The organism is Mesorhizobium japonicum MAFF 303099, from assembly GCF_000009625.1.
In the GTDB taxonomy this organism is placed as follows: domain Bacteria; phylum Pseudomonadota; class Alphaproteobacteria; order Rhizobiales; family Rhizobiaceae; genus Mesorhizobium; species Mesorhizobium japonicum.
In genome coordinates, this window is sequence record NC_002678.2 from 3,481,225 (window position 1) to 3,499,483 (window position 18,259).

Genomic DNA, 18,259 nt, shown 5'->3' on the forward strand with positions numbered 1-18,259 from the left:
ATCGCGACGCCACTTGCCCGGCCGACTTCAGGCGAGCGGCCGTGTCCACTCGGATCATGCCTCGGTGTTGCGCTTCAGATTGGCGAGGCCGACCTCGAAATCCCGGCCGATCAGCGTGTCGAAATTCATGAACAGGCCCATCAGCTTGGCAATGAAGGGCCGGCTGCCGCGCATCGCCCAAGAGACGGCGGTGGTGTCGCCCGATGGCGTCAAGGTGAAGTCGACGCTGTTGTTGGCGCGGAACGGCTTCTCGAAATCGAGCTTGAGCGACACCAGCGAGAAGGGCACCGAATTGACGATCTCCATGCACCCCTTGCCCGCCTTGCCATTGCCTTCCCAGGCATAGACGGCGCCCTTGCCGCTCTGCGCGCCGGAGAGCCTGCGCTTCATGTCGGGGTCAAGCTTCTCGTAGGGCGACCATGTCGGCCAGCGGCTGAAATCGTTGATCAGCGGGAAGATCGCCTCGGGCGCAGCCTTGATGGTGGCCGTGCGGGTGACGACGAAATCATTCGGCCGCGTCGCGGCATAGGTGAGGATCGCGGCGATGATGACGACGAGGATGATGAGGATGGTGCTGAACATTTTTCTCTCCCTGAAAAACTATTGGCTGAGCGGGATCAGCGCGCGCACCCTGGGATCGCGCAGATAGAGGCCGCCCCACAGGATGATGCCGAGATAGACGCCGAACAGCGTGTGCGAGAACAGCGGATTGCCGATCCGCGCATTGGTGGCGATGGCTCCGCCCATATAGGCGGTGAGCAGGATGGCGCCGAGCACCGATGTGCGCGGCAGCGCGTAGAGCGCGGTCGCGACCAGGCCGATGACGCCGAGCATGCGCGCGACATTGGCGTCGGCCGGCCAGCCGAGCGGCACCATCGTCTGGGTGACGACATCGAGCGGCGGCAGCTTGATGGCGCCGTCGAAGATCATGAACAGGATGATGAGGCCGCTGAGCACACGGCCGGTCCACAAGGCGCCGGGCGAGGCAGGCGCGGTTTCGGAAATGCTCATCAACGTTCCCTCCGGTTGGTTCGAACCCCATTTGCTGGGGTCGAACCAAGGACGCGGCACGAGGCGGCAATCCTACAGGGGGTTGGGTTTTTTCAATCCGTCATTTGGCCGGCAGGCAGGCCGGGCCGGATTCTAGGAGAAATAAAACTTCTCGGCCGGCAGCATCTTCGGCGGCGCCTCCCCCAGCGCCTCGAATACCGAGATCTCGCAAACGCGGCACAGGCCGTCGAGCGCGAGGTCGTTGGCTTCGGTGCCGAACGGGTCCTCGAGTTCCTCCGACAGCGCGTCGAGGCCGAAGAAGGTGTAGGCGATCAACGCCGTGAACAGCGGCGTCGCCCAGCCGGTGGTCGAGATCAGCCCGATGGGCAAAAGCAGGCAGACGATATAGGCCGTGCGGTGCACGAGCAGCGTATAGGCGAAAGGCAAGGGCGTGCCGGCGATCCGCTCGCAGCCGGCCTGGATGGCCGTGATCGACGCCAGCCTCTCGTCGAGGATGCGGAAGCCGATCGGATCGACGTCGCCCGCCCGGCGCTGCGCATTGGCGCGCCGGCCCATGCGCCGGACCATCTCGTCGGCGGGATTGGCGAAGCCTGCGACCGTTTCCGCCTGAGCGTCGATGAAGGCGCGGGCGTCCTTGATGCTGTCGGTCTTGCGCAACTGGCCGCGCAGGAAATGGCAGAAGGCCAGCGCCTCCATCAGCAAGGCGCGCTGTTCGGCCGGATCGGGAATGAGGCTGGTCGTGGCGCGCGCCAGATTGCGGATTTCGAAGACCAGCGTGCCCCACAGCTTGCGCGCTTCCCACCAGCGGTCGTAGGCGGCGTTGTTGCGGAAGGACAGATAGATAGACAGCGTCACGCCCACCAGCCCGAAAGGCGTGATGTTGAAGACGCCGAGATCGAGCTCGAACCACCGCGCCAGGGCCAGGATGACCGCCGAATAGACGGCGAACCCAAAGATCTGCGGCAGGATGCGCGGCACCACGGAGCCGCGCATGATGAAGAACAGCTGCAGGAAGTTGGGGCGCGGGCGAACGATCATGGACGGCCTTTCACGGACCGGCATCGGCCCTCAGCTCCTCTATTGTGCGATGCGACGGATCCGCAAGCCCGGCCGCCAGCGACATCGCCATGTCGTGCGCGCGGACTATCGGCATGTGCCGGTTGCGGATATTGAGAAGGCTGTTGCCCGTTCCTGTTCAGGCGAGAGAAATGACCGGCGAGACCGACCTGAAGACATTGTTGGCGTCGATGACGCCGGAATTGCTTGACGGCATCCATGTCTTCGCCACGCTGGCGCCTGGAGTTTCCCAGCCGAAGAACCTCGACCCGGTGATGCTGTTTCGCGAGCGTGAGGGCACGACGCTGATCGTGACCGAGGACGCGGCAGAGGCAGCCGGACTGAGCGCCTCGTTCCGCTGCCGGATGATCACGCTGAACGTCCACTCATCGCTGGAAGCGGTCGGCTTCCTCGCCGCCATCACCACGCGGCTCGCCGCCGCCGGCATGGGCGTAAATCCGGTCTCGGCGTTCTACCATGATCACCTGTTTGTGCCGGCGGAGCGGGCGGAGGAGGCGATGGTCTTGTTGCGTGGACTGGCGGCAGAGAACGGACAGGTGGAGTAAGGCGTCAGCGCCTGCGGACGTACAGAATGTCCGGCAGGCCTTCCTCGTTGTTCGTGCCGTCGCCAAACGACTCGGCGCGGAACCCATGGCGCTCGTAAAAACGCTGGGCCCCGGTGTTGGCCTGGAAGCAATGGAGTTTCGTGACCGGCAAGGCTGCGGTGGCGTCCGTCAGCAACCGGCTGCCGATGCCTTGCCCCGTCCAGGCCGGGTCGAGGTAGAGCTGCTCCACCCAATCGCCGCTGACGGCAATGAAACCGGCAATCACCGGGCCGGCCTCAGCGACCGTCACCTGCTGTCGTGGCAGCACGATGTCGCGGATGAAGAAAAGGTCTTCCTTCGGCGTATGCAGCACCGGCATCCAGTCGAAAGCGTTGAGCGACGCGCGCATCATGGTCGCGATGGCGGCAGCGTCCGAGCCGCTGGCCGGGCGCAGGACGATACCTACGGGCTGAGTGCTAGTCATGAAGGGAACGCCAACGTCTCACTCCGCTGGAACACCCTCATCCGTCTCGGCGCTTCGCGCCGATCCACCTTCTCCCACAGGGGAGAAGGAAGAGGCGCCCGGCCGAAGGCCGAGCCCGCGACCGCGGGCCGCCGGTCGTCCGGCGCCCTCGCGGAGGGCCCGCCGCGGCAGCGGCGATACGGCCCGCGAGCGAAAAACAAACCGCCGTCAGGCCGCCTTCTTCTTCGGCTGGATCAGGCCGCGCTCGACCAGAAGCTCGGCGATCTGGACCGCGTTGAGCGCCGCGCCCTTGCGCAGATTGTCGGAGACGACCCACATCGACAGGCCGTTGTCGACGGTCGAATCCTCGCGGATGCGCGAGATGAAGGTGGCGTCCTCGCCGGCCGATTCCAGCGGCGTGATGTAGCCGCCGTCCTCGCGCTTGTCCAAGACCTGGCAGCCCGGCGCGTCACGCAGGATGTCGCGCGCCTCGTCGGCGGTGATCGGCTTCTCGAACTCGATGTTGACGGCTTCCGAATGGCCGATGAACACCGGCACGCGCACGCAGGTCGCCGTCAGCTTGATCTTGGGGTCGAGCATCTTCTTGGTCTCGGCGACCATCTTCCACTCTTCCTTGGTGAAGCCGTCGTCGAGGAAGACGTCGATATGCGGAATGACGTTGAAGGCGATGCGCTTGGTGAACTTCTTGACGTCGACCTGGTCGGCGACGAACACGGCACGGGTCTGCGTGAAGAGCTCGTCCATGCCTTCCTTGCCGGCGCCCGACACCGACTGGTAGGTGGCGACGACGACGCGCTTGATGGTGGCGAAATCATGCAGCGGCTTCAGCGCCACGACCAGCTGCGCCGTCGAGCAGTTCGGGTTGGCGATGATGTTCTTGCGCGTGAACAGCGAGATCGCGTCCGGATTCACTTCCGGCACGATCAGCGGCACGTCCTGGTCGTAGCGGAAGGCCGACGAATTATCGATGACGACGCAGCCCTGCTTGCCGATCTTCGGCGACCATTCCTTGGAGACATTGCCGCCGGCCGACATGACGCAGATGTCGGTGTCGGAAAAATCATACTGGTCGAGCGCCTTGACCTTCAGCGTGCGGTCGCCGAACGACACTTCCGTGCCCTGGCTGCGCCGCGACGCGAGCGCCACCACTTCGCTTACCGGAAAGCCGCGCTCTTCCAGTATGTTGAGCATTTCCCGGCCCACATTGCCCGTGGCGCCGACGACTGCAACCTTGAAACTCATAAAGATCTCCTGTCCCTCTCCGCTTGGTTTTTGGAGAAAACCCGCCGGCCAATGCGGGTTCCGTCCCCCGGGCCGAACCCGGGAGAGGGTGGTTAGGCCAAGGGAATCACACCGTTTTGGTGGTGGTTTTGGCCATGGTTTTGCTGGAACGAGGAGACGCGCCGAGGCGCCCGGCCCAATGGTTCGCATTGAGGCTGGGAGCATCGTATGCAAGAAGAGCCATCGAAAGGCCGCGCATCGAAAAACGATCCCGTTCAAAGCGGGCTTTTACGCGGTTTGCGGCAGGAGTCAATGCGCGGCGCGTCGCATGGCCTTCATGGCGCGCCCTGTACAAGAGCGGCGGCAGGAAGTACGAACGGCCAAGATTGTTGGGCTGGCGCGGCGCCGGCCCCGATGTGCTCCATGATGAGCGCAGAACCCTGAATTCCGAAAGAGCGAGATGTCCAACTTTGTAGGTATCGTCCCGGCGCTGGCACAGGCGCTGGAAAAACGCGGCTATTCCGAACTGACACCGGTGCAGAAGGCGGTGCTTGAACTTGGGTCCGCCGATGCGCTGGTGTCGGCGCAGACCGGCTCCGGCAAGACCGTGGCCTTCGGCCTTGCCATGGCGCCGACGCTTCTCGACGGCGCCGAGCGCTTTGGCGCGGCCATGGCGCCACTGGCATTGGCGGTGGCGCCGACGCGCGAACTGGCGCTGCAGGTGACGCGTGAACTGGAATGGCTTTACGAGCCGACCGGCGCCACGGTGGCGTCCTGCGTCGGCGGCATGGACATGCGCACCGAGCGGCGCGCGCTGGAGCGCGGCGCCCATATCGTCGTCGGCACGCCCGGCCGTTTGCGCGACCACATCACGCGCAACTCGCTCGACATGTCGGCGCTGAAGGCGGTGGTGCTCGACGAGGCCGACGAGATGCTCGATCTCGGTTTTCGCGAGGACCTCGAATTCATCCTCGATGCCGCGCCGGCCGAGCGCCGCACGCTGATGTTCTCGGCTACCGTGCCGCGTTCGATCGCAACGCTGGCGCAAGGCTATCAGCGCGATGCCGTGCGCATCTCCGCCGCCGGCGAGGAAAAGCAGCATCTCGACATCGAATACCGGGCGCTCAACGTCGCCCAGGCCGATCGCGAGAACGCCATCATCAACGTGCTGCGTTTCTATGAGGCCAAGAACGCGCTGGTGTTCTGCAACACGCGTGCCGCCGTCAATCATCTGACCGCGCGCTTCAACAACCGCAATTTTTCGGTCGTGGCGCTTTCGGGCGAGCTCAGCCAGAACGAGCGCAGCCACGCGCTGCAGGCGATGCGCGACGGCCGCGCCAAGGTATGCATCGCAACGGATGTCGCGGCGCGCGGCATCGACTTGCCCAACCTCGAACTGGTCATCCACGCCGACCTGCCGACCAATCCCGAAACGCTGCTGCACCGCAGCGGCCGCACCGGCCGCGCCGGGCGCAAGGGCGTCAGCGCGCTGATCGTGCCAGGCAGTGCCCGCAGGCGCACCGAGCGGCTGTTGCAGAACGCCGGCCTCAAGGCGACCTGGGCAAGCCCGCCCTCGGCCGACGACGTGATCCGCCGCGACGACGAGCGCATCCTGGCCGATCCGGCCTTCGACGAGCCGGTGAAGGACGATGAGCGCGCTTTCATCGACGCGCTTCTCGCCAAGCATGGCGCCGAACAGGTGGCCGCCGCCTTCGTGCGCCAGTGCCGCGCCAGCCGCTCGGCGCCCGAGGATCTGATAGACGTCGCTCCCTTCACGCCTTCACGCGAAAGGCCGGCGGGCGAAAAATTCGCGCAGCGCGACGAGGCGCCGAGCCGCCGCGACGATTTCGGCGCCAGCGTCTGGTTCTCGCTGTCGGTCGGGCGGAGGCAGAATGCAGAACCGCGCTGGCTGATCCCGATGCTGTGCCGCACCGGCAGCATCTCCAAGCGCGAGATCGGCGCCATCAAGATGCAGCCGGAAGAAACCTTCGTGCAGATCGCCGCGGACTGGGCCGATCGCTTTCTTGCCGCCATCGGGCCCGACCGCAAACTGCAGGGCAATATCCTGGTGAAGCGGCTCGACGGCACGCCGGACCTGTCGCGGGCCGGCTATCAGGCGCCGAGCCCCGACAAGAAGCCGCATCGCGGCAAGGCGCCATTCGACCCGAACGCGCCGAAGCGCAAATTCGAGAAGCGCACGCCGGCTTCAGCCGAGCAGCGCCCAGCCCATGAGGCAAAGCCGTGGGCGAAAAAGCCGGGCAAGCCGAAATTCGACAATGCCGGCCCGCCGAAGCACAAGAAGCCGAAGAAGCGGCCTTCGTAGGACAGGGTTGACGCCGCTGGCTGGCGTCAGAATGCTCGACTGTCATGGCCCGCTTTGGCCAAGATGCCTGCACGTGAAGCTTTACGCCTGATTTGCCGCTAATATGACAGCCACGTCGCACGGTCTTGCCCGCGGGCTCGCCACTGTGCCACACCTTGGCGGGGACGCGGCGACAGGGGGTGGGGCGATGCGTGGCGAAGTGCTTCACTATGACGAGGACCAGGGTTTCGGTTTCATCACCGGAGCCGACGGCAACCGCTACACATTCACCCGCGAAAACCTTCGCCGGCAAACCGCGATGGCCAAGGGTACGGCGGTCGAGTTCCAGCCGGGCGGCGGCCAGGCGCGTGACGTTTTCTCGATCGCCGCCCAGGCGGCAAGCCCGGCCGCCGACGCCGGCACGAGCGCCGCACCGGCTCAAGCCGCCCCCGCACCGGCGGCCGTCGCATCGCAAGCGCAGCATTTCGGCCGGACGGCCGAGCCGGCGGAGCCCACCGATCTCTGGTCCTATTTCTGGAACGGCGTAACCCGGAACTACTTCAATTTCGCCGGCCGCGCCCGGCGCAAGGAATATTGGGGCTATTGCCTGTTCTGGACGATCGCGTTGCTGGTGATCGTCGGCATCGGCGTTTTCGCCGATGCCGAGATGGGCAATTTCGACAGCGCCGAGATGCCGGCGATGACGGTCGGGCTTTTCGGCCTTTTCCTGCTGGCCACCTTCCTGCCCAGCCTCGGCATGATCGTGCGCCGCCTGCACGACCTCGGCCTGACCGGCTGGCTCTGCCTGCTCATCCTGATCCCGACCTTCGGCAGCCTGATCATCCTGGTCTTCGCGCTCATCCCGACACAGGGGCGCGAAAACCAATGGGGACCGGTGCCGGCGGGGGTTAGGGTTTAGTGTGGCGTGCATATTGCACTTGTGAACAACCCTGGGTAGCATGCTGGCGAAGCGACGCAGGGGGAAAGCAATGCGCGGTACGGTGTTTCACTACGACGCAGATCAAGACTACGGTTACATCGACGGCGCTGACGGCAAGCGCTATTTTTTCACACGGACGGATCTGAGTCAGGAGATAGCCCTCGTCAGAGGCCGTTTTGTCGAATTCCAGCCGGACGACGGAACAGCGCGCAACATCGTCGCCGCGAGTTCGCCCGCACCCTCGGCGACCCCTGGCCAGCCTGGTCTTACCACTGAAACCCGGCCCACTCGTTCCAGAGGACTGTGGGCATACTTCCTGTGCACGGTCAGTGTGGATTTTTTCAATTTCAACGGACGCGCCCGTCGCAAGGAATATTGGGCCTTCTGGCTGTGCTCGACCATCTTGGTGTTTGCCCTGCTGGGTTTCGGGATACTCGTGGATCTTGCCATCAACGGTTTCCGCGACGTTTCGAGCAGGAACGCCATCGGATTCCTGCCCTTCTATATTTTCGCGTTGGCATTGAATCTGTCCTGGATCGCGCTTGTGGTGCGGCGTCTCCACGACATCGGCATGAGCGGCTGGCTTGTCTTGCTCTGCGTCATCCCAGCCATCGGTGGCATAGCCTTGCTGGTCTTCGGGCTTGTACCTTCTCAGGCGGGCAAGAACGCCTGGGGGCCGGTGCCCGCAGGGGTCAGAGTTTAACGGCCAGTTTTCCAGAGAAAAGGGGTAATTCACTCCCAAAAGCGGCCGTTCGGCCGAACTTCGTCACGGCTGAAGATTCCTCTTGCAATTTAATCCGCGCACAGATCGTCTGTGCACAGATCGAATGGTCGATCAGGCAAGATGAATGGAGCCAGGACAATGTGGAGCAATGAATACACCGCCATTTCCTCCCTTCCCGCAGCAGCCATCTGGAACGCGCTGAAGGCTTTGCACGAGGGCCGCCTGACCTATGAAGGGTCCGACACGTTCGTGCTGCACGGCCCGTTCGCCAAGGGCACCCGGGTCTCGGTGACGCCGGTCGGGCAGGACACGTTCGAATCGACCATCGTCGATCTCGTCGATAATTTCACCTATGCCGACGAAACCACGTTCGGTGACACGAAATTGCTGTTCCGGCACACGCTGGTGCCGGTCGAGGGCGGCACGCGGGTGACGCATCGGCTCGAAATTTCCGGCCCTTCTGCCGCCGAGGTCGGACCGGAGCTCGGCCCGCAGATCAGCGGCGATTTCGACGTGTCGATGGCTAAATTGTTCGAGCAGGCAAAGGAGTTGGCGAACGGTGGCTGATGGACAGGATTTGAAGACGCGCTTCAGCGGACCTTCGGAGAGCCCCGGCTTGTTGTTGTGGCGAACCACCATGCGCTGGCAGCGCGTCATGACGGCGGCATTGGCGCCGCTCGACCTGACGCATGTCCAGTTCGTGCTCTTGGCATCGGCCATGTGGCTCGGCCGCAATGGCGAGCCGCCCAACCAGGTGCAGCTCGCCGCCCAGGCCGGCACCGAGGTGAAGATGACCTCGGACGTCGTTGCCCGGCTCGAGGCCAAGGGTTTGATCGCGCGCGAAGCCGACCCCAGGGATTCGCGCGCCAAGGTGATCCGCGTCACCCCGGCCGGGGCCGCCGCCGCGCGGCGCGCCATCGTTGCCGTGGAGACCGCCGACGCGGCCTTTTTCGAACCGGTGGACGAAGCGCAACTCGTCGGCCTGCTGCAGCAACTGGCCGGCGAGATTCGCTAGAGCAATTCCAGGAAAAGTGTGAGCGGTTTTCCGTCCGGAATTGCGTCAAAACAAGAGTTAGATCGGTTCGCCGTTTCCATGAAACGGTGAAACGCTCTGAGTGAGCGGGTTAACCCAGGAACTTGGCGATGATCGCGTCGCCCATCTCGACCGTGCCGACCTCGGTCATGCCCGGCGAGAAAATGTCCTTCGTCCGCAGGCCCTGATCGAGCACGGCGGCGATCGCGCCTTCCAGCCTGTCGGCCTCATCGACCATGCCGAAGGAATAGCGCAGGCACATGGCGAAGGAAGCGATCATGGCGATCGGGTTGGCGATGCCCTTGCCGGCGATGTCGGGCGCCGAGCCGTGCACGGGCTCGTAGAGCGCCTTGCGCTTCTTGGTCTTGACGTCGGGCGCGCCGAGCGAGGCGGACGGCAGCATGCCGATCGAGCCGGTCAGCATGGCGGCGATGTCGGACAGCATGTCGCCGAACAGATTGTCGGTGACGATGACGTCGAACTGTTTTGGCCAGCGCACCAACTGCATGCCGCCGGCATCGGCCAGCATGTGGTCGAGCTTGACGTCGGCGTAGCGCGCCTTGTGCGTCTGGGTGACCACCTCGTTCCACAGCACGCCCGACTTCATGACGTTGCGCTTTTCCATCGAGGTGACGTGGTTCTTGCGGGTGCGCGCGAGCTCGAAGGCGACGCCCGAAATGCGCTCGATCTCGAACGTGTCATAGACCTGCGTGTCGATGCCGCGCTTCTGGCCGTTGCCGAGATCGATGATCTGCTTGGGCTCGCCGAAATAGACGCCGCCAGTCAGCTCGCGCACGATGAGGATGTCGAGCCCTTCGACCACCTCCTGCTTGAGCGAGGAGGATGCGGCGAGCGCCGGATAGCAGATGGCGGGGCGCAGATTGGCGAACAGCTCCATGTCCTTGCGCAGCCGCAGCAGGCCGGCCTCGGGGCGCACCTCGTAAGGCACCGCATCCCATTTCGGTCCGCCGACCGCGCCGAACAGCACCGCGTCCGCCGCCATCGCCTTGGCCATGTCGGCATCGGAAATCGCCGCGCCATGCGCGTCGTAGGCGCAGCCGCCGACCAGGCCCTCATCGGTGGCGAAGCCGCTGCCGAGCTTTTCGTTCATGGCCGATATCAGCTTCTTGACCTCGGCCATGGCCTCGGGGCCGATGCCGTCGCCGGGGAGCAGGAAAAGATGCTTCGTTGCCATGGAGAAACCGTCCTGGAAAGATTTGAAACCGCGGCCTTGCTAAACGCCAAGCGCTTGCGGCGCAAGCCTGCGGTTCGGAACCACGATCACCGATGTGAGAGAATGTTGACCAGCCGGCCCAGGGGATCGCGCACATAGAAGCGCCGCACGCCCCAGGGTTCGTCGGCCGGGCCATATTCGATGGCGAAGCCGGCGGCCTTCATGCCTCGAAGTGCTGCCTCGACATCGTCGACCTCGATCGACAGGTCCGGCACCGGCGTACCGGAGCCGCCTTGCGCCATCAAGGAGACCTGCACCTGCATCTTTTCCTCGGAGCCGTAGGTGGCGATCCAGCCCTGATCCATCAGCACGTCTAGGCCAAGCACGTCCTGGTAGAAGCGTTTCGCCGCCGCCACATCCTGCGTCTCGATATTGGCCACGATGCGCCGGACCTTCATGGTCTCAACGCCCCTGAGCTGAGCGCCGCAGCGCCGTGACTTCGATCTCGATCTTCATTTCCGGCTTGTTGAGCTGGCACACGATCATCGTCGCCGCCGGCCTGATGTCGCCGAATGTCTCGCCCAGGATCGGGAAGACCACGTCCACAAAGGCCTGGTCGGTGATGTAGTAATGCGCCCGCACCACATCGGCCACCTCGAAGCCGCCATCGGCCAGCGCCTTGCCGATCGTCGCCAGGCAGTTGCGCGTCTGCGCCTCGACCGTTTCCGGCATCGTCATCGTGGCGTAGTCATAGCCGGTCGTCCCGGACACGAAACACCAGTCGCCCTGCACCACCGCGCGCGAATAGCCGGCGGTCTTCTCGAAGGGCGAACCGGTGGAGATCAGTTTGCGCATGGGCGGCCTCGCGGTTGTTGCAGCAATCTGTCGGACAGCTGGTTGCCTGGCTATATGCCAGGGAAAATTGGTTGTTGTCCTGCTGGGAAAGAAACTTACCGGATCATTCTGTTCGTCGTCGTGTCGCAATTGACGTGTATCCAAAACGAACTGAAGTCCGGCAAGGATTACCGCTTATCTGCTGTTAATCCATTGCGAGTTGTGTCATTCTTGTTGTCTCAATACTTGGAGGCCGCCATGATTACGCATGTGATCGGGATTCCGGACAAGAACGGCATCATTCGGGTTTCATGTGGCTCAGACATCATTGAAATTCAGGTCGTTCCGCCCGCCGGGGGTTCGGCCGGCGAGCCTGCCGGTGGAGAGGTCGACCCGCCCCCGGGTCCTGTTGGAATAAACCCGGGTGACATACCAGTAATCTATCTCACCGTACCGAAAAAGGCGGGCGGCGAACTGGATCTCGAACAACTCCTGAAAGATTATGAGGGTCGAATTTCCGACCCTGACAAGCCCAATCCGAGCATGATCCTTTTTCAAGCTCAACATGCTGACCTTCATGAGGTCAGTAGATTGAAACAGCAGATCGCAAAGGAGATGAGGGATCTTCCCCTGGCGATCGATTTCGGCGATCTGGGATACTTGGAGAAATGAGCGATCCTATTCCGCCCGTTGTGACGGCGATGGCGGCCGGGGCGCAATCGTTGAGGGATACCGCCAAATGGCTGGTCGGTGGGGTGGTGGCGACCGCGGCGGCGGTCTTTGCCGGCAGCTCCCTGACATCGTTTGGAGCGCTTGATCCGACGGCAGACGGGCACAGGATGGTGCTGGCCGTCGGAGGTCTTGCCGCGGGATTTGTCGGCCTCTGCGTCGTCATGGTGCCGGCACTTCGGGTTCTGGTCGTCGAGGCCAGAACGTTTCGCGATTTCGCCACCACCATGGATGCGGAAATCCAAGCGGTGCGGAATCGTCTGGTTCCGCGCTACCAGAAGGAGTTTCCGCCGACTGTGGATTCCTTCGAAGGCTATCAGGACGTTGTTGATGACGCGCTGGCGCGAATAAAAGCGGGCGGAAGAGATCAAAACGACGCGACCTTGATCGCCGATAAGGCGTTGGTCGCCAAGGCTCAAAACGACTTCGCGACAATCAACGCCGACGCCGGGTTCAATGTCGTGCGCGACCGGGTGACGAAGCTTTGGTACGGGCTGGCGATCGGCACGATAATTGCGATCCTCGGCTTTGGCCTGTTCGCGTGGGCTGCAAATCCCGGCGCGCCAAAATCCCCACCTCCGGCTTTCTCGCTGACCATTCAGGGCAAACAATAACGTCGGATTTGCGCTAGTTCCCCGACCCCTGCGCGTCGTCGAGCGCCTTCTTGATGTCCTCCGGCCAGTCCTTCAGCGGCGGCCAGGCTGCTGGCGCGCCATCATCGCCGCGCCGCGAGAAATAGAGCTTGTGCTTGGCCGGGTCGACCGCCATGAAGCCGTCATTGCCGCCGCAGTCATGCGGCACGCAGCCGGTGGCGTAGAAGGCGCCCGACGCTGTCTTTTCCGTGCCGCCGCCGACCAGCAGGCTGGTCGCCATGTCAGGCATGGTGTCGCCGAGCAGCGCCTTGGCCGCCTTGTAGACAGCCTCGTTGTGGAAGGCATCGATGATGTTGTCGTATTTCGCCGGATCGATGTCCTTCCAGTCAGTGCCGGGTTCCGGCGTGTAGGCGAGGTTGCCGGACGTCGTCAGGCCTTCGGTCGGCGACCATTGCAGCGCCGCCCTTATCTCGCCCGGCAGCAGATAGGGCACGAAATAAATGGCGCTGTCGGAGATCGCCGCCGGCGGCGCTCCGCATTCGTCCTGTTCGACCGTCGTGGTCTTGATCTCGCCGTCCTTCGGCTTCCAGACGATGACCTTGGCCGGGCCGCATTGATTGCCGCCGTCGCCGACATCGACCAGCGCCACGTTGACGTCGCCGATCTTCACGATCTTGTCGAAGAAGACATCGTAGTTGCTGGCCAGCTGCTTGCCGTCATAGGCGAGCACCTTCTCGCCGTCCTGCTCCGGCTGCGTGATGGTCAGCTGGCCGCCCTCGAACGCTATCGGCGCCTGCTTGTCGTCGTCGGCGGGCGCCGCGTCGCTGGACGATCCCTGGTCGGTCGCCGGCTGGTCAGCCGGCTTCTGGGCTGCCGCTGGCGTCTGTGTCTGGGCAAAGGCGCTCGCGGCTGGCACCACCAGCAGCGCCAGCCCGCAAACGCCGGCAAGAAGCGAACGTGCCATGACTGTCCCTCCCTCAGTCGCCACCAAACCCGGCCGGAACGCGGCCGGGCCTATCGTCGGATGGTGCCGGTCAGGCCCAGGGGCGCTGTTCGGCGTTTTTCTTCTCGAACGAGGCGATGGCGCCGGCCTTCTCCATGGTCAGGCCGATATCGTCGAGCCCGTTGAGCATGCAGTGCCGCTTGAAGTCGTCGAGATCGAACTTGACCACGCCGCCATCGGGGCCGCGGATTTCCTTGGCTTCGAGGTCAACCGACAAAGTGGCGTTGGAGCCGCGCGAGGCGTCATCCATCAGCTTCTCGAGATCCTCGGGGCTGACGGTGATCGGCAGCACGCCGTTCTTGAAGCAGTTGTTGTAGAAAATGTCGGCGAACGAGGTCGAGATGACGCAGCGAATGCCGAAATCGAGCAGCGCCCACGGCGCGTGCTCGCGGCTCGAGCCGCAGCCGAAATTGTCGCCGGCGACCAGGATCTGCGCCTTGCGGTAGGCCGGCTTGTTGAGCACGAAATCCGGATTTTCCGAACCGTCGTCATTGTAGCGCATCTCGGCGAACAGGCCGGTGCCGAGGCCGGTGCGCTTGATCGTCTTGAGATAATCCTTCGGGATGATCATGTCGGTGTCGACATTGACGATCGGCATCGGAGCGGCGACGCCGGTGAGCTTGGTGAATTTTTCCATGGCTTTGGCCCGTGTTTTCGTTGCGGGGGGATTTGCTGAAGCCCCGTTTACACAAAGCCGAGGGCAAATAAAAGGCAACTGTTCGTGCGCGCTGGCACAAGGGGCGTACCACAAAACGACTTCGAATTCGCGAGGCGATGGTGCAGTCTGGCCGGCATGGCTGAAAACTCCCATGTCCTCTACGCAAGCGAGCCTGCGCTCGACATCGCCGAATTCCGCCGCGTGCTGGTCGAATCCGGCCTCGGCGAGACACGGCCCGTCGATGATCCCGCGAGGCTGCAGGCGATGCTGTCCGGCGCCAATCTTGTGCTGACCGCGCGTCTCGACATCGAAGGCAAGCCGCTGGTCGGCGTGGCCCGTGCGGTCACCGACTTCTCCTGGGTCTGCTACATCTCGGAGCTCGCCGTCTCCCGATCGGCGCAAGGGCTCGGCATCGGTAAGGGCCTGATGGACGAGGCACGGCGGCAGCTCGGCCCGTCGGTCGCCATCAGCCTGATCTCCGTGCCCGGCGCCGTCGGCTTCTACGAACGCATCGGCATGCAGCGCATGGCCGACGCCTTCTGGTTCTCCCGCAAGGGCTGACTTTTTTCTCCCGTGGCCGCGCCCGGCCGCCGACGGCGTGCGATCTTGCCGCTTGACATGCAACCAAATGGTTGCATATTAAAGCCATGAGCATGGATGCAGTCTTTCGCGCCCTGGCCGACCCGACACGCCGGCAATTGCTGGACAACCTCCATGCCCGGAACGGGCAGACGCTGAACGCGCTGTGCGCGGAGATGGACATGACACGCCAGGCGGTGACCAAGCATTTGGCGATCCTGGAGGAAGCCAACCTCGTCACCACGCTGCGCAAGGGACGCGAGAAGCAGCACTACCTCAACCCGGTTCCGATCAACGAGATCGCCGAGCGCTGGATCGGCAAGTTCGAGCGCCATCGGCTGGATGCATTGAGTGATCTGAAGAAACGCCTCGAAAGGGAAGACTGATGAGCAACAGCTTCGTTTACGTGACCTACATCCGCACCACGGCCGAAAAGCTCTGGGAGGCGCTGACCGACCCGGAGTTCAACCGGCAGTTCTTCCTCTGCTCCTATCAGGAGAGCGAGTGGAAGGTCGGCTCCAGCTGGAAACTGATCTTCCCCGACGGCCGCATCGCCGACTCGGGCGAGATCCTCGAGATCGACCCGCCGCGGCGCCTGGTCATCAAATGGCGCAATGAGTGGATGCCGGAGGTCAAGGAAGACGGCTACACGCGCTGCACCTTCGCCATAGAACAGGACGGCGAGTTGATGAAGCTTGCCGTCACCCACGAGGCCGACGGCCCACACCGGCTGATCCCGAATGTCAGTAAGGGCTGGCCGCTGGTGCTGGCCAGTCTCAAGAGCCTGCTCGAGACCGGCAAGGGCTTCGAGCGCCCGCCAACGAAAGGGTGAAGGGCTCGTTTCGATACCGAAACAAAACGGATGCGGAGGCATCGATGATGCACGTCCTCGGGGTACAGAGCATGACCAATGGCGAGACGATCATGGCGTCGGCCGAGATCGAAGCGCCTATGGAACGCATCTTCACGGCGCTGGTCACGAGCGAGATCGAGCAATGGTGGGGGTCCGCCGACACCTACCGCATGGCCGACTGGTCGGCCGACCTTCGCGTCGGCGGCCGCTGGACGGTTGTCGTCCGCACGGCCGACGGCAGGGAGCTGCCGGCCGGCGGCGAATTCCTCGAGATCGAAGCGCCGCGCCGGATCGTGCAGACACGGGCCTATGCCTGGGACCATCCGACGCTTGGCCGGCGGCAAACCACGGTCGCCTGGCTGCTTGCGCCGACCGCCAAGGGCACGCGCCTCACCATCTGCCATGGCGGTTTTGCCGGCCTGAGCGATGCGGCGGCCGAGCATGCCGAGGGCTGGGGCCGGGTGCTGGCCTGGCTGCAGGCCTATGTCGAGGCCGGGAGACTGGCGGCAGCCTGAGCGGCTGTCACACCTCCGCCTTGACCTGCCCCTTGCTTGACTTGCCCCTTGTCTGGTCCACATCCCATGCATGGGAAAGCAGGGATGTTTCATAGGCACGGCCGGCTGGGGAATTCCAACCCGATATAAGGAAGACTTGCCGCAACCCGGTTCGCATCTCGAACGCTACGCCCGCCACCTTCCGATCGTCGAGATCGACACGTCCTTCCACAAGCCACACCGTCGCGAGACCTATGAGCGCTGGGCACGCTCCGTGCCGGAGCACTTCCGCTTTGCCGTCAAGACGCCCAAGGCAATGACCCATGAGCATCGTCTCGCGGGTGGCGATGCGCTTGCCGAAATGTTCCTCCAGCAGGTCGAAGGTCTCGGCGAAAAACTGAGCGTGCTTTTGGTGCAGCTGCCGCCGAGCTTGCCGTTCGAGCCGGACATCGCTTGCGGTTTCTTTGACATGCTGGGCAGGCGGACAAAGGCAAGGCTGGCATGCGAACCACGCCACCCGAGCTGGTTCGAAGCGGAGGCGGAAACGCTCCTTGCCGACCGGCGGATCGCGCGCGTTGCGGCCGATCCCGCTCCTGTGCCGGCTGCTGCGATGCCGGGCGGTTGGGCCGGCCTTGCCTATTTCCGCTGGCACGGCGTGCCGCGTGTCTACTACTCGGACTACGACCCCGAAAGTCTCGACCGAATCGGCCGGCAGGTGCAGGCAGCGGCCGCTTCGGGCGCCGAGGTCTGGGGCATCTTCGACAACACGGCCGCCGGCCACGCGCTCGGCAATGCTCTCGCTATCGCTGCGACGGTTGACTAGGCGCTTCTCAAATCACGTTCAATTCCCGGAACGCCCTTCCTTCCGCCACCCGCCCATAGCCAAACGCCGAGCAATCGATCGTCCGGTATCCACCATGCACCAGGAACTCGGCCAGCGCCTTGCCCACCGCCGGCGCCTGCTGCAGGCCGTGGCCGGAAAAACCGTTGGCGAAGATGAAATTGCCGACCTCTGGATGCGGGCCGATCACCGCGTTCTGGTCGAGCGTGTTGTAGTCATAGTGCCCTGCCCATGCGCGGGTCGCCTTGATTGCCTCGAAGGCCGGAATGCGGGTCGCCAGCACCGGCCAGATCACCTCTTCGAACAGTGGCCAGTCGACCTCGAAATCGCTGGGGTCGGCCGGGCCGTCGCCTTCTTCCGGTTCGGCGCCGCCGGTGAGGTAGACCGAGCCTTCGGGGCGCACGTAGATGCCGGAGGGATCGACCAGCAGCGGCATGTCGGCATATTTCTCGCGCGCCTCGAAGACGAAGACGTTGCGCTTGCGCGGCTCGACCGGCAGCGCCAGCCCGGCAAGGGCCGCGACCTTGCCGGCATTCGGCCCGGCGGCGTTGACGACGATGCCGGCCTCCAAGGTCTGGCCATTGTCGAGCGAGACGCCGGTGACGCGATCGCCGTCGCGCGCAATGCCGGTGACAGAGGCGGCGATGAAATCGATCTTCTTGTCGCGCAGCGCCTTGCGGAACAGCATCAGCATCGCATGCGCGTCGAACCAGCCTTCGCCGGTCCGGCCGTAGGCGCCGGCGGAGATGCCCTCAGCCGACAGCCAGGCGAAGCGCCGCGTCAGCTGCTCGGCGTCCTCGAGCACGATGTCGGCGCCCTCGGCGACCTGAGCATCATGGTTCGCCTTGAGCACCGGCAGGCCATTCTCGCCGGCCAGGATGAGATAGCCGCCCTCGCGGAAACCGATATCGGCATCGGTGCCGAATGTCTCCTTCAGCCGCCGGAACAGTTTCAGCGTGAACTGCGACAGGCGGATGTTTTCGGGAATCGAGAATTGCTGGCGGATCGAGGCCATGGACAGCGTCGTCGCCGCATGCGCGAATTGCGGATCGCGCTCGATCAGCGCGATCGAGCCGGAAAACCCTTCCTCGCGCAGATAGTAGGCAATGGAGGACCCGACGATGGCCCCGCCGATGATGACGATGTCGTAGCGCATTTTTTCTCCGATCCGAGCCGGCGGCCTGT

Annotated in this window: 24 protein-coding genes; 13 read left to right on the forward strand and 11 right to left on the reverse strand. The window is 63.9% G+C overall.

Features of this window, described 5'->3' with window-relative positions; all coding sequences use genetic code 11:
- Positions 1 to 54 precede the first annotated feature (54 nt).
- The 3 genes from MAFF_RS18110 to MAFF_RS18120 form a co-directional block, all read right to left on the reverse strand.
- Positions 55 to 582 (reverse strand): SRPBCC family protein, encoded by a 528-nt coding sequence (locus tag MAFF_RS18110; RefSeq protein ID WP_010912394.1) that lies wholly within the window; start codon positions 580 to 582, stop codon positions 55 to 57.
- Positions 583 to 600: 18 nt separating this feature from the next.
- A complete protein-coding gene (locus MAFF_RS18115) occupies positions 601 to 1,011 on the reverse strand; it encodes a DoxX family protein (protein ID WP_044548484.1) in 411 nt (136 codons plus the stop codon).
- A gap of 132 nt (positions 1,012 to 1,143) precedes the next feature.
- On the reverse strand, positions 1,144 to 2,049 hold the full coding sequence (locus tag MAFF_RS18120) for a bestrophin family protein (RefSeq protein ID WP_044551042.1): 906 nt from the start codon (positions 2,047 to 2,049) through the stop codon (positions 1,144 to 1,146).
- Positions 2,050 to 2,219: 170 nt separating this feature from the next.
- Between MAFF_RS18120 and MAFF_RS18125 the strand changes: the two genes are divergently transcribed.
- Entirely contained in the window at positions 2,220 to 2,633 is a 414-nt protein-coding gene (locus tag MAFF_RS18125) for an ACT domain-containing protein (protein WP_010912397.1), read from the forward strand.
- A gap of 4 nt (positions 2,634 to 2,637) precedes the next feature.
- Here the strand turns inward: MAFF_RS18125 and MAFF_RS18130 are convergent, their stop codons facing one another.
- A complete protein-coding gene (locus tag MAFF_RS18130; protein WP_010912398.1) occupies positions 2,638 to 3,096 on the reverse strand; it encodes a GNAT family N-acetyltransferase in 459 nt (152 codons plus the stop codon).
- A 207-nt stretch (positions 3,097 to 3,303) separates the two neighbouring features.
- Positions 3,304 to 4,338: an aspartate-semialdehyde dehydrogenase gene (locus MAFF_RS18135; protein WP_010912399.1), complete on the reverse strand. Its 1,035-nt coding sequence runs from the start codon at positions 4,336 to 4,338 to the stop codon at positions 3,304 to 3,306.
- A 439-nt stretch (positions 4,339 to 4,777) separates the two neighbouring features.
- Between MAFF_RS18135 and MAFF_RS18140 the strand changes: the two genes are divergently transcribed.
- The 5 genes from MAFF_RS18140 (at position 4,778) to MAFF_RS18160 (ending at position 9,298) form a co-directional block, all read left to right on the forward strand.
- Positions 4,778 to 6,640, forward strand: coding sequence for a DEAD/DEAH box helicase (locus MAFF_RS18140; RefSeq protein WP_010912400.1), 1,863 nt, complete (start codon positions 4,778 to 4,780; stop codon positions 6,638 to 6,640).
- A gap of 187 nt (positions 6,641 to 6,827) precedes the next feature.
- Positions 6,828 to 7,538 (forward strand): DUF805 domain-containing protein, encoded by a 711-nt coding sequence (locus tag MAFF_RS18145; protein WP_044548485.1) that lies wholly within the window; start codon positions 6,828 to 6,830, stop codon positions 7,536 to 7,538.
- 70 nt (positions 7,539 to 7,608) lie between these two features.
- Positions 7,609 to 8,262: a DUF805 domain-containing protein gene (locus tag MAFF_RS18150; RefSeq protein WP_010912402.1), complete on the forward strand. Its 654-nt coding sequence runs from the start codon at positions 7,609 to 7,611 to the stop codon at positions 8,260 to 8,262.
- A gap of 159 nt (positions 8,263 to 8,421) precedes the next feature.
- Positions 8,422 to 8,850, forward strand: a complete 429-nt coding sequence (locus MAFF_RS18155) for a polyketide cyclase (protein ID WP_044548486.1) — start codon at positions 8,422 to 8,424, stop codon at positions 8,848 to 8,850.
- The gene (locus MAFF_RS18160; protein ID WP_010912404.1) at positions 8,843 to 9,298 is read left to right on the forward strand and encodes a MarR family winged helix-turn-helix transcriptional regulator; all 456 of its coding nucleotides are present in this window, start codon (positions 8,843 to 8,845) and stop codon (positions 9,296 to 9,298) included. The genes MAFF_RS18155 and MAFF_RS18160 overlap by 8 nt, the downstream gene beginning before the upstream one ends.
- 109 nt (positions 9,299 to 9,407) lie before the next feature.
- Here MAFF_RS18160 and leuB read toward each other — a convergent pair whose 3' ends face one another.
- The 3 genes from leuB to MAFF_RS18175 all read right to left on the reverse strand — a co-directional run bounded on the left by leuB (position 9,408) and on the right by MAFF_RS18175 (position 11,345).
- Entirely contained in the window at positions 9,408 to 10,511 is a 1,104-nt protein-coding gene (leuB, locus tag MAFF_RS18165; RefSeq protein ID WP_010912405.1) for a 3-isopropylmalate dehydrogenase, read from the reverse strand.
- Positions 10,512 to 10,597: 86 nt separating this feature from the next.
- Complete coding sequence (locus MAFF_RS18170; RefSeq protein ID WP_010912406.1) at positions 10,598 to 10,948, reverse strand: VOC family protein; 351 nt, start codon at positions 10,946 to 10,948, stop codon at positions 10,598 to 10,600.
- Between the two features lie 4 nt (positions 10,949 to 10,952).
- The gene (locus MAFF_RS18175; protein ID WP_010912407.1) at positions 10,953 to 11,345 is read right to left on the reverse strand and encodes a RidA family protein; all 393 of its coding nucleotides are present in this window, start codon (positions 11,343 to 11,345) and stop codon (positions 10,953 to 10,955) included.
- Positions 11,346 to 11,387: 42 nt separating this feature from the next.
- Between MAFF_RS18175 and MAFF_RS18180 the strand changes: the two genes are divergently transcribed.
- Positions 11,388 to 11,996, forward strand: coding sequence for a hypothetical protein (locus tag MAFF_RS18180; RefSeq protein WP_157866008.1), 609 nt, complete (start codon positions 11,388 to 11,390; stop codon positions 11,994 to 11,996).
- A gap of 29 nt (positions 11,997 to 12,025) precedes the next feature.
- Entirely contained in the window at positions 12,026 to 12,667 is a 642-nt protein-coding gene (locus MAFF_RS18185; protein WP_244420810.1) for a hypothetical protein, read from the forward strand.
- Positions 12,668 to 12,680: 13 nt separating this feature from the next.
- Here the strand turns inward: MAFF_RS18185 and MAFF_RS18190 are convergent, their stop codons facing one another.
- Positions 12,681 to 13,610, reverse strand: a complete 930-nt coding sequence (locus tag MAFF_RS18190; protein ID WP_044548488.1) for a hypothetical protein — start codon at positions 13,608 to 13,610, stop codon at positions 12,681 to 12,683.
- Positions 13,611 to 13,680: 70 nt separating this feature from the next.
- Positions 13,681 to 14,286 (reverse strand): 3-isopropylmalate dehydratase small subunit, encoded by a 606-nt coding sequence (gene leuD / locus MAFF_RS18195; protein ID WP_010912411.1) that lies wholly within the window; start codon positions 14,284 to 14,286, stop codon positions 13,681 to 13,683.
- A 156-nt stretch (positions 14,287 to 14,442) separates the two neighbouring features.
- On the opposite strand from leuD, the gene MAFF_RS18200 reads away from it, so the two are divergent.
- From MAFF_RS18200 to MAFF_RS18220, 5 genes are all read left to right on the forward strand, one after another.
- Positions 14,443 to 14,868, forward strand: coding sequence for a GNAT family N-acetyltransferase (locus tag MAFF_RS18200; protein WP_044548490.1), 426 nt, complete (start codon positions 14,443 to 14,445; stop codon positions 14,866 to 14,868).
- Between the two features lie 92 nt (positions 14,869 to 14,960).
- Entirely contained in the window at positions 14,961 to 15,272 is a 312-nt protein-coding gene (locus MAFF_RS18205) for an ArsR/SmtB family transcription factor (RefSeq protein WP_064987727.1), read from the forward strand.
- Positions 15,272 to 15,718, forward strand: coding sequence for an SRPBCC family protein (locus tag MAFF_RS18210; protein ID WP_032932306.1), 447 nt, complete (start codon positions 15,272 to 15,274; stop codon positions 15,716 to 15,718). Before MAFF_RS18205 ends, MAFF_RS18210 begins: the two co-directional genes overlap by 1 nt.
- Before the next feature lie 44 nt (positions 15,719 to 15,762).
- The gene (locus MAFF_RS18215) at positions 15,763 to 16,254 is read left to right on the forward strand and encodes an SRPBCC family protein (protein ID WP_044548492.1); all 492 of its coding nucleotides are present in this window, start codon (positions 15,763 to 15,765) and stop codon (positions 16,252 to 16,254) included.
- A 70-nt stretch (positions 16,255 to 16,324) separates the two neighbouring features.
- Positions 16,325 to 17,056 carry a DUF72 domain-containing protein gene (locus MAFF_RS18220; protein WP_010912416.1) on the forward strand — a complete coding sequence of 244 codons (732 nt, stop codon included), beginning with the start codon at positions 16,325 to 16,327 and terminating at the stop codon, positions 17,054 to 17,056.
- Positions 17,057 to 17,063: 7 nt separating this feature from the next.
- On the opposite strand, the gene MAFF_RS18225 is transcribed toward MAFF_RS18220, so the two are convergent.
- The gene (locus MAFF_RS18225; RefSeq protein WP_010912417.1) at positions 17,064 to 18,230 is read right to left on the reverse strand and encodes an NAD(P)/FAD-dependent oxidoreductase; all 1,167 of its coding nucleotides are present in this window, start codon (positions 18,228 to 18,230) and stop codon (positions 17,064 to 17,066) included.
- Positions 18,231 to 18,259: the final 29 nt, after the last annotated feature.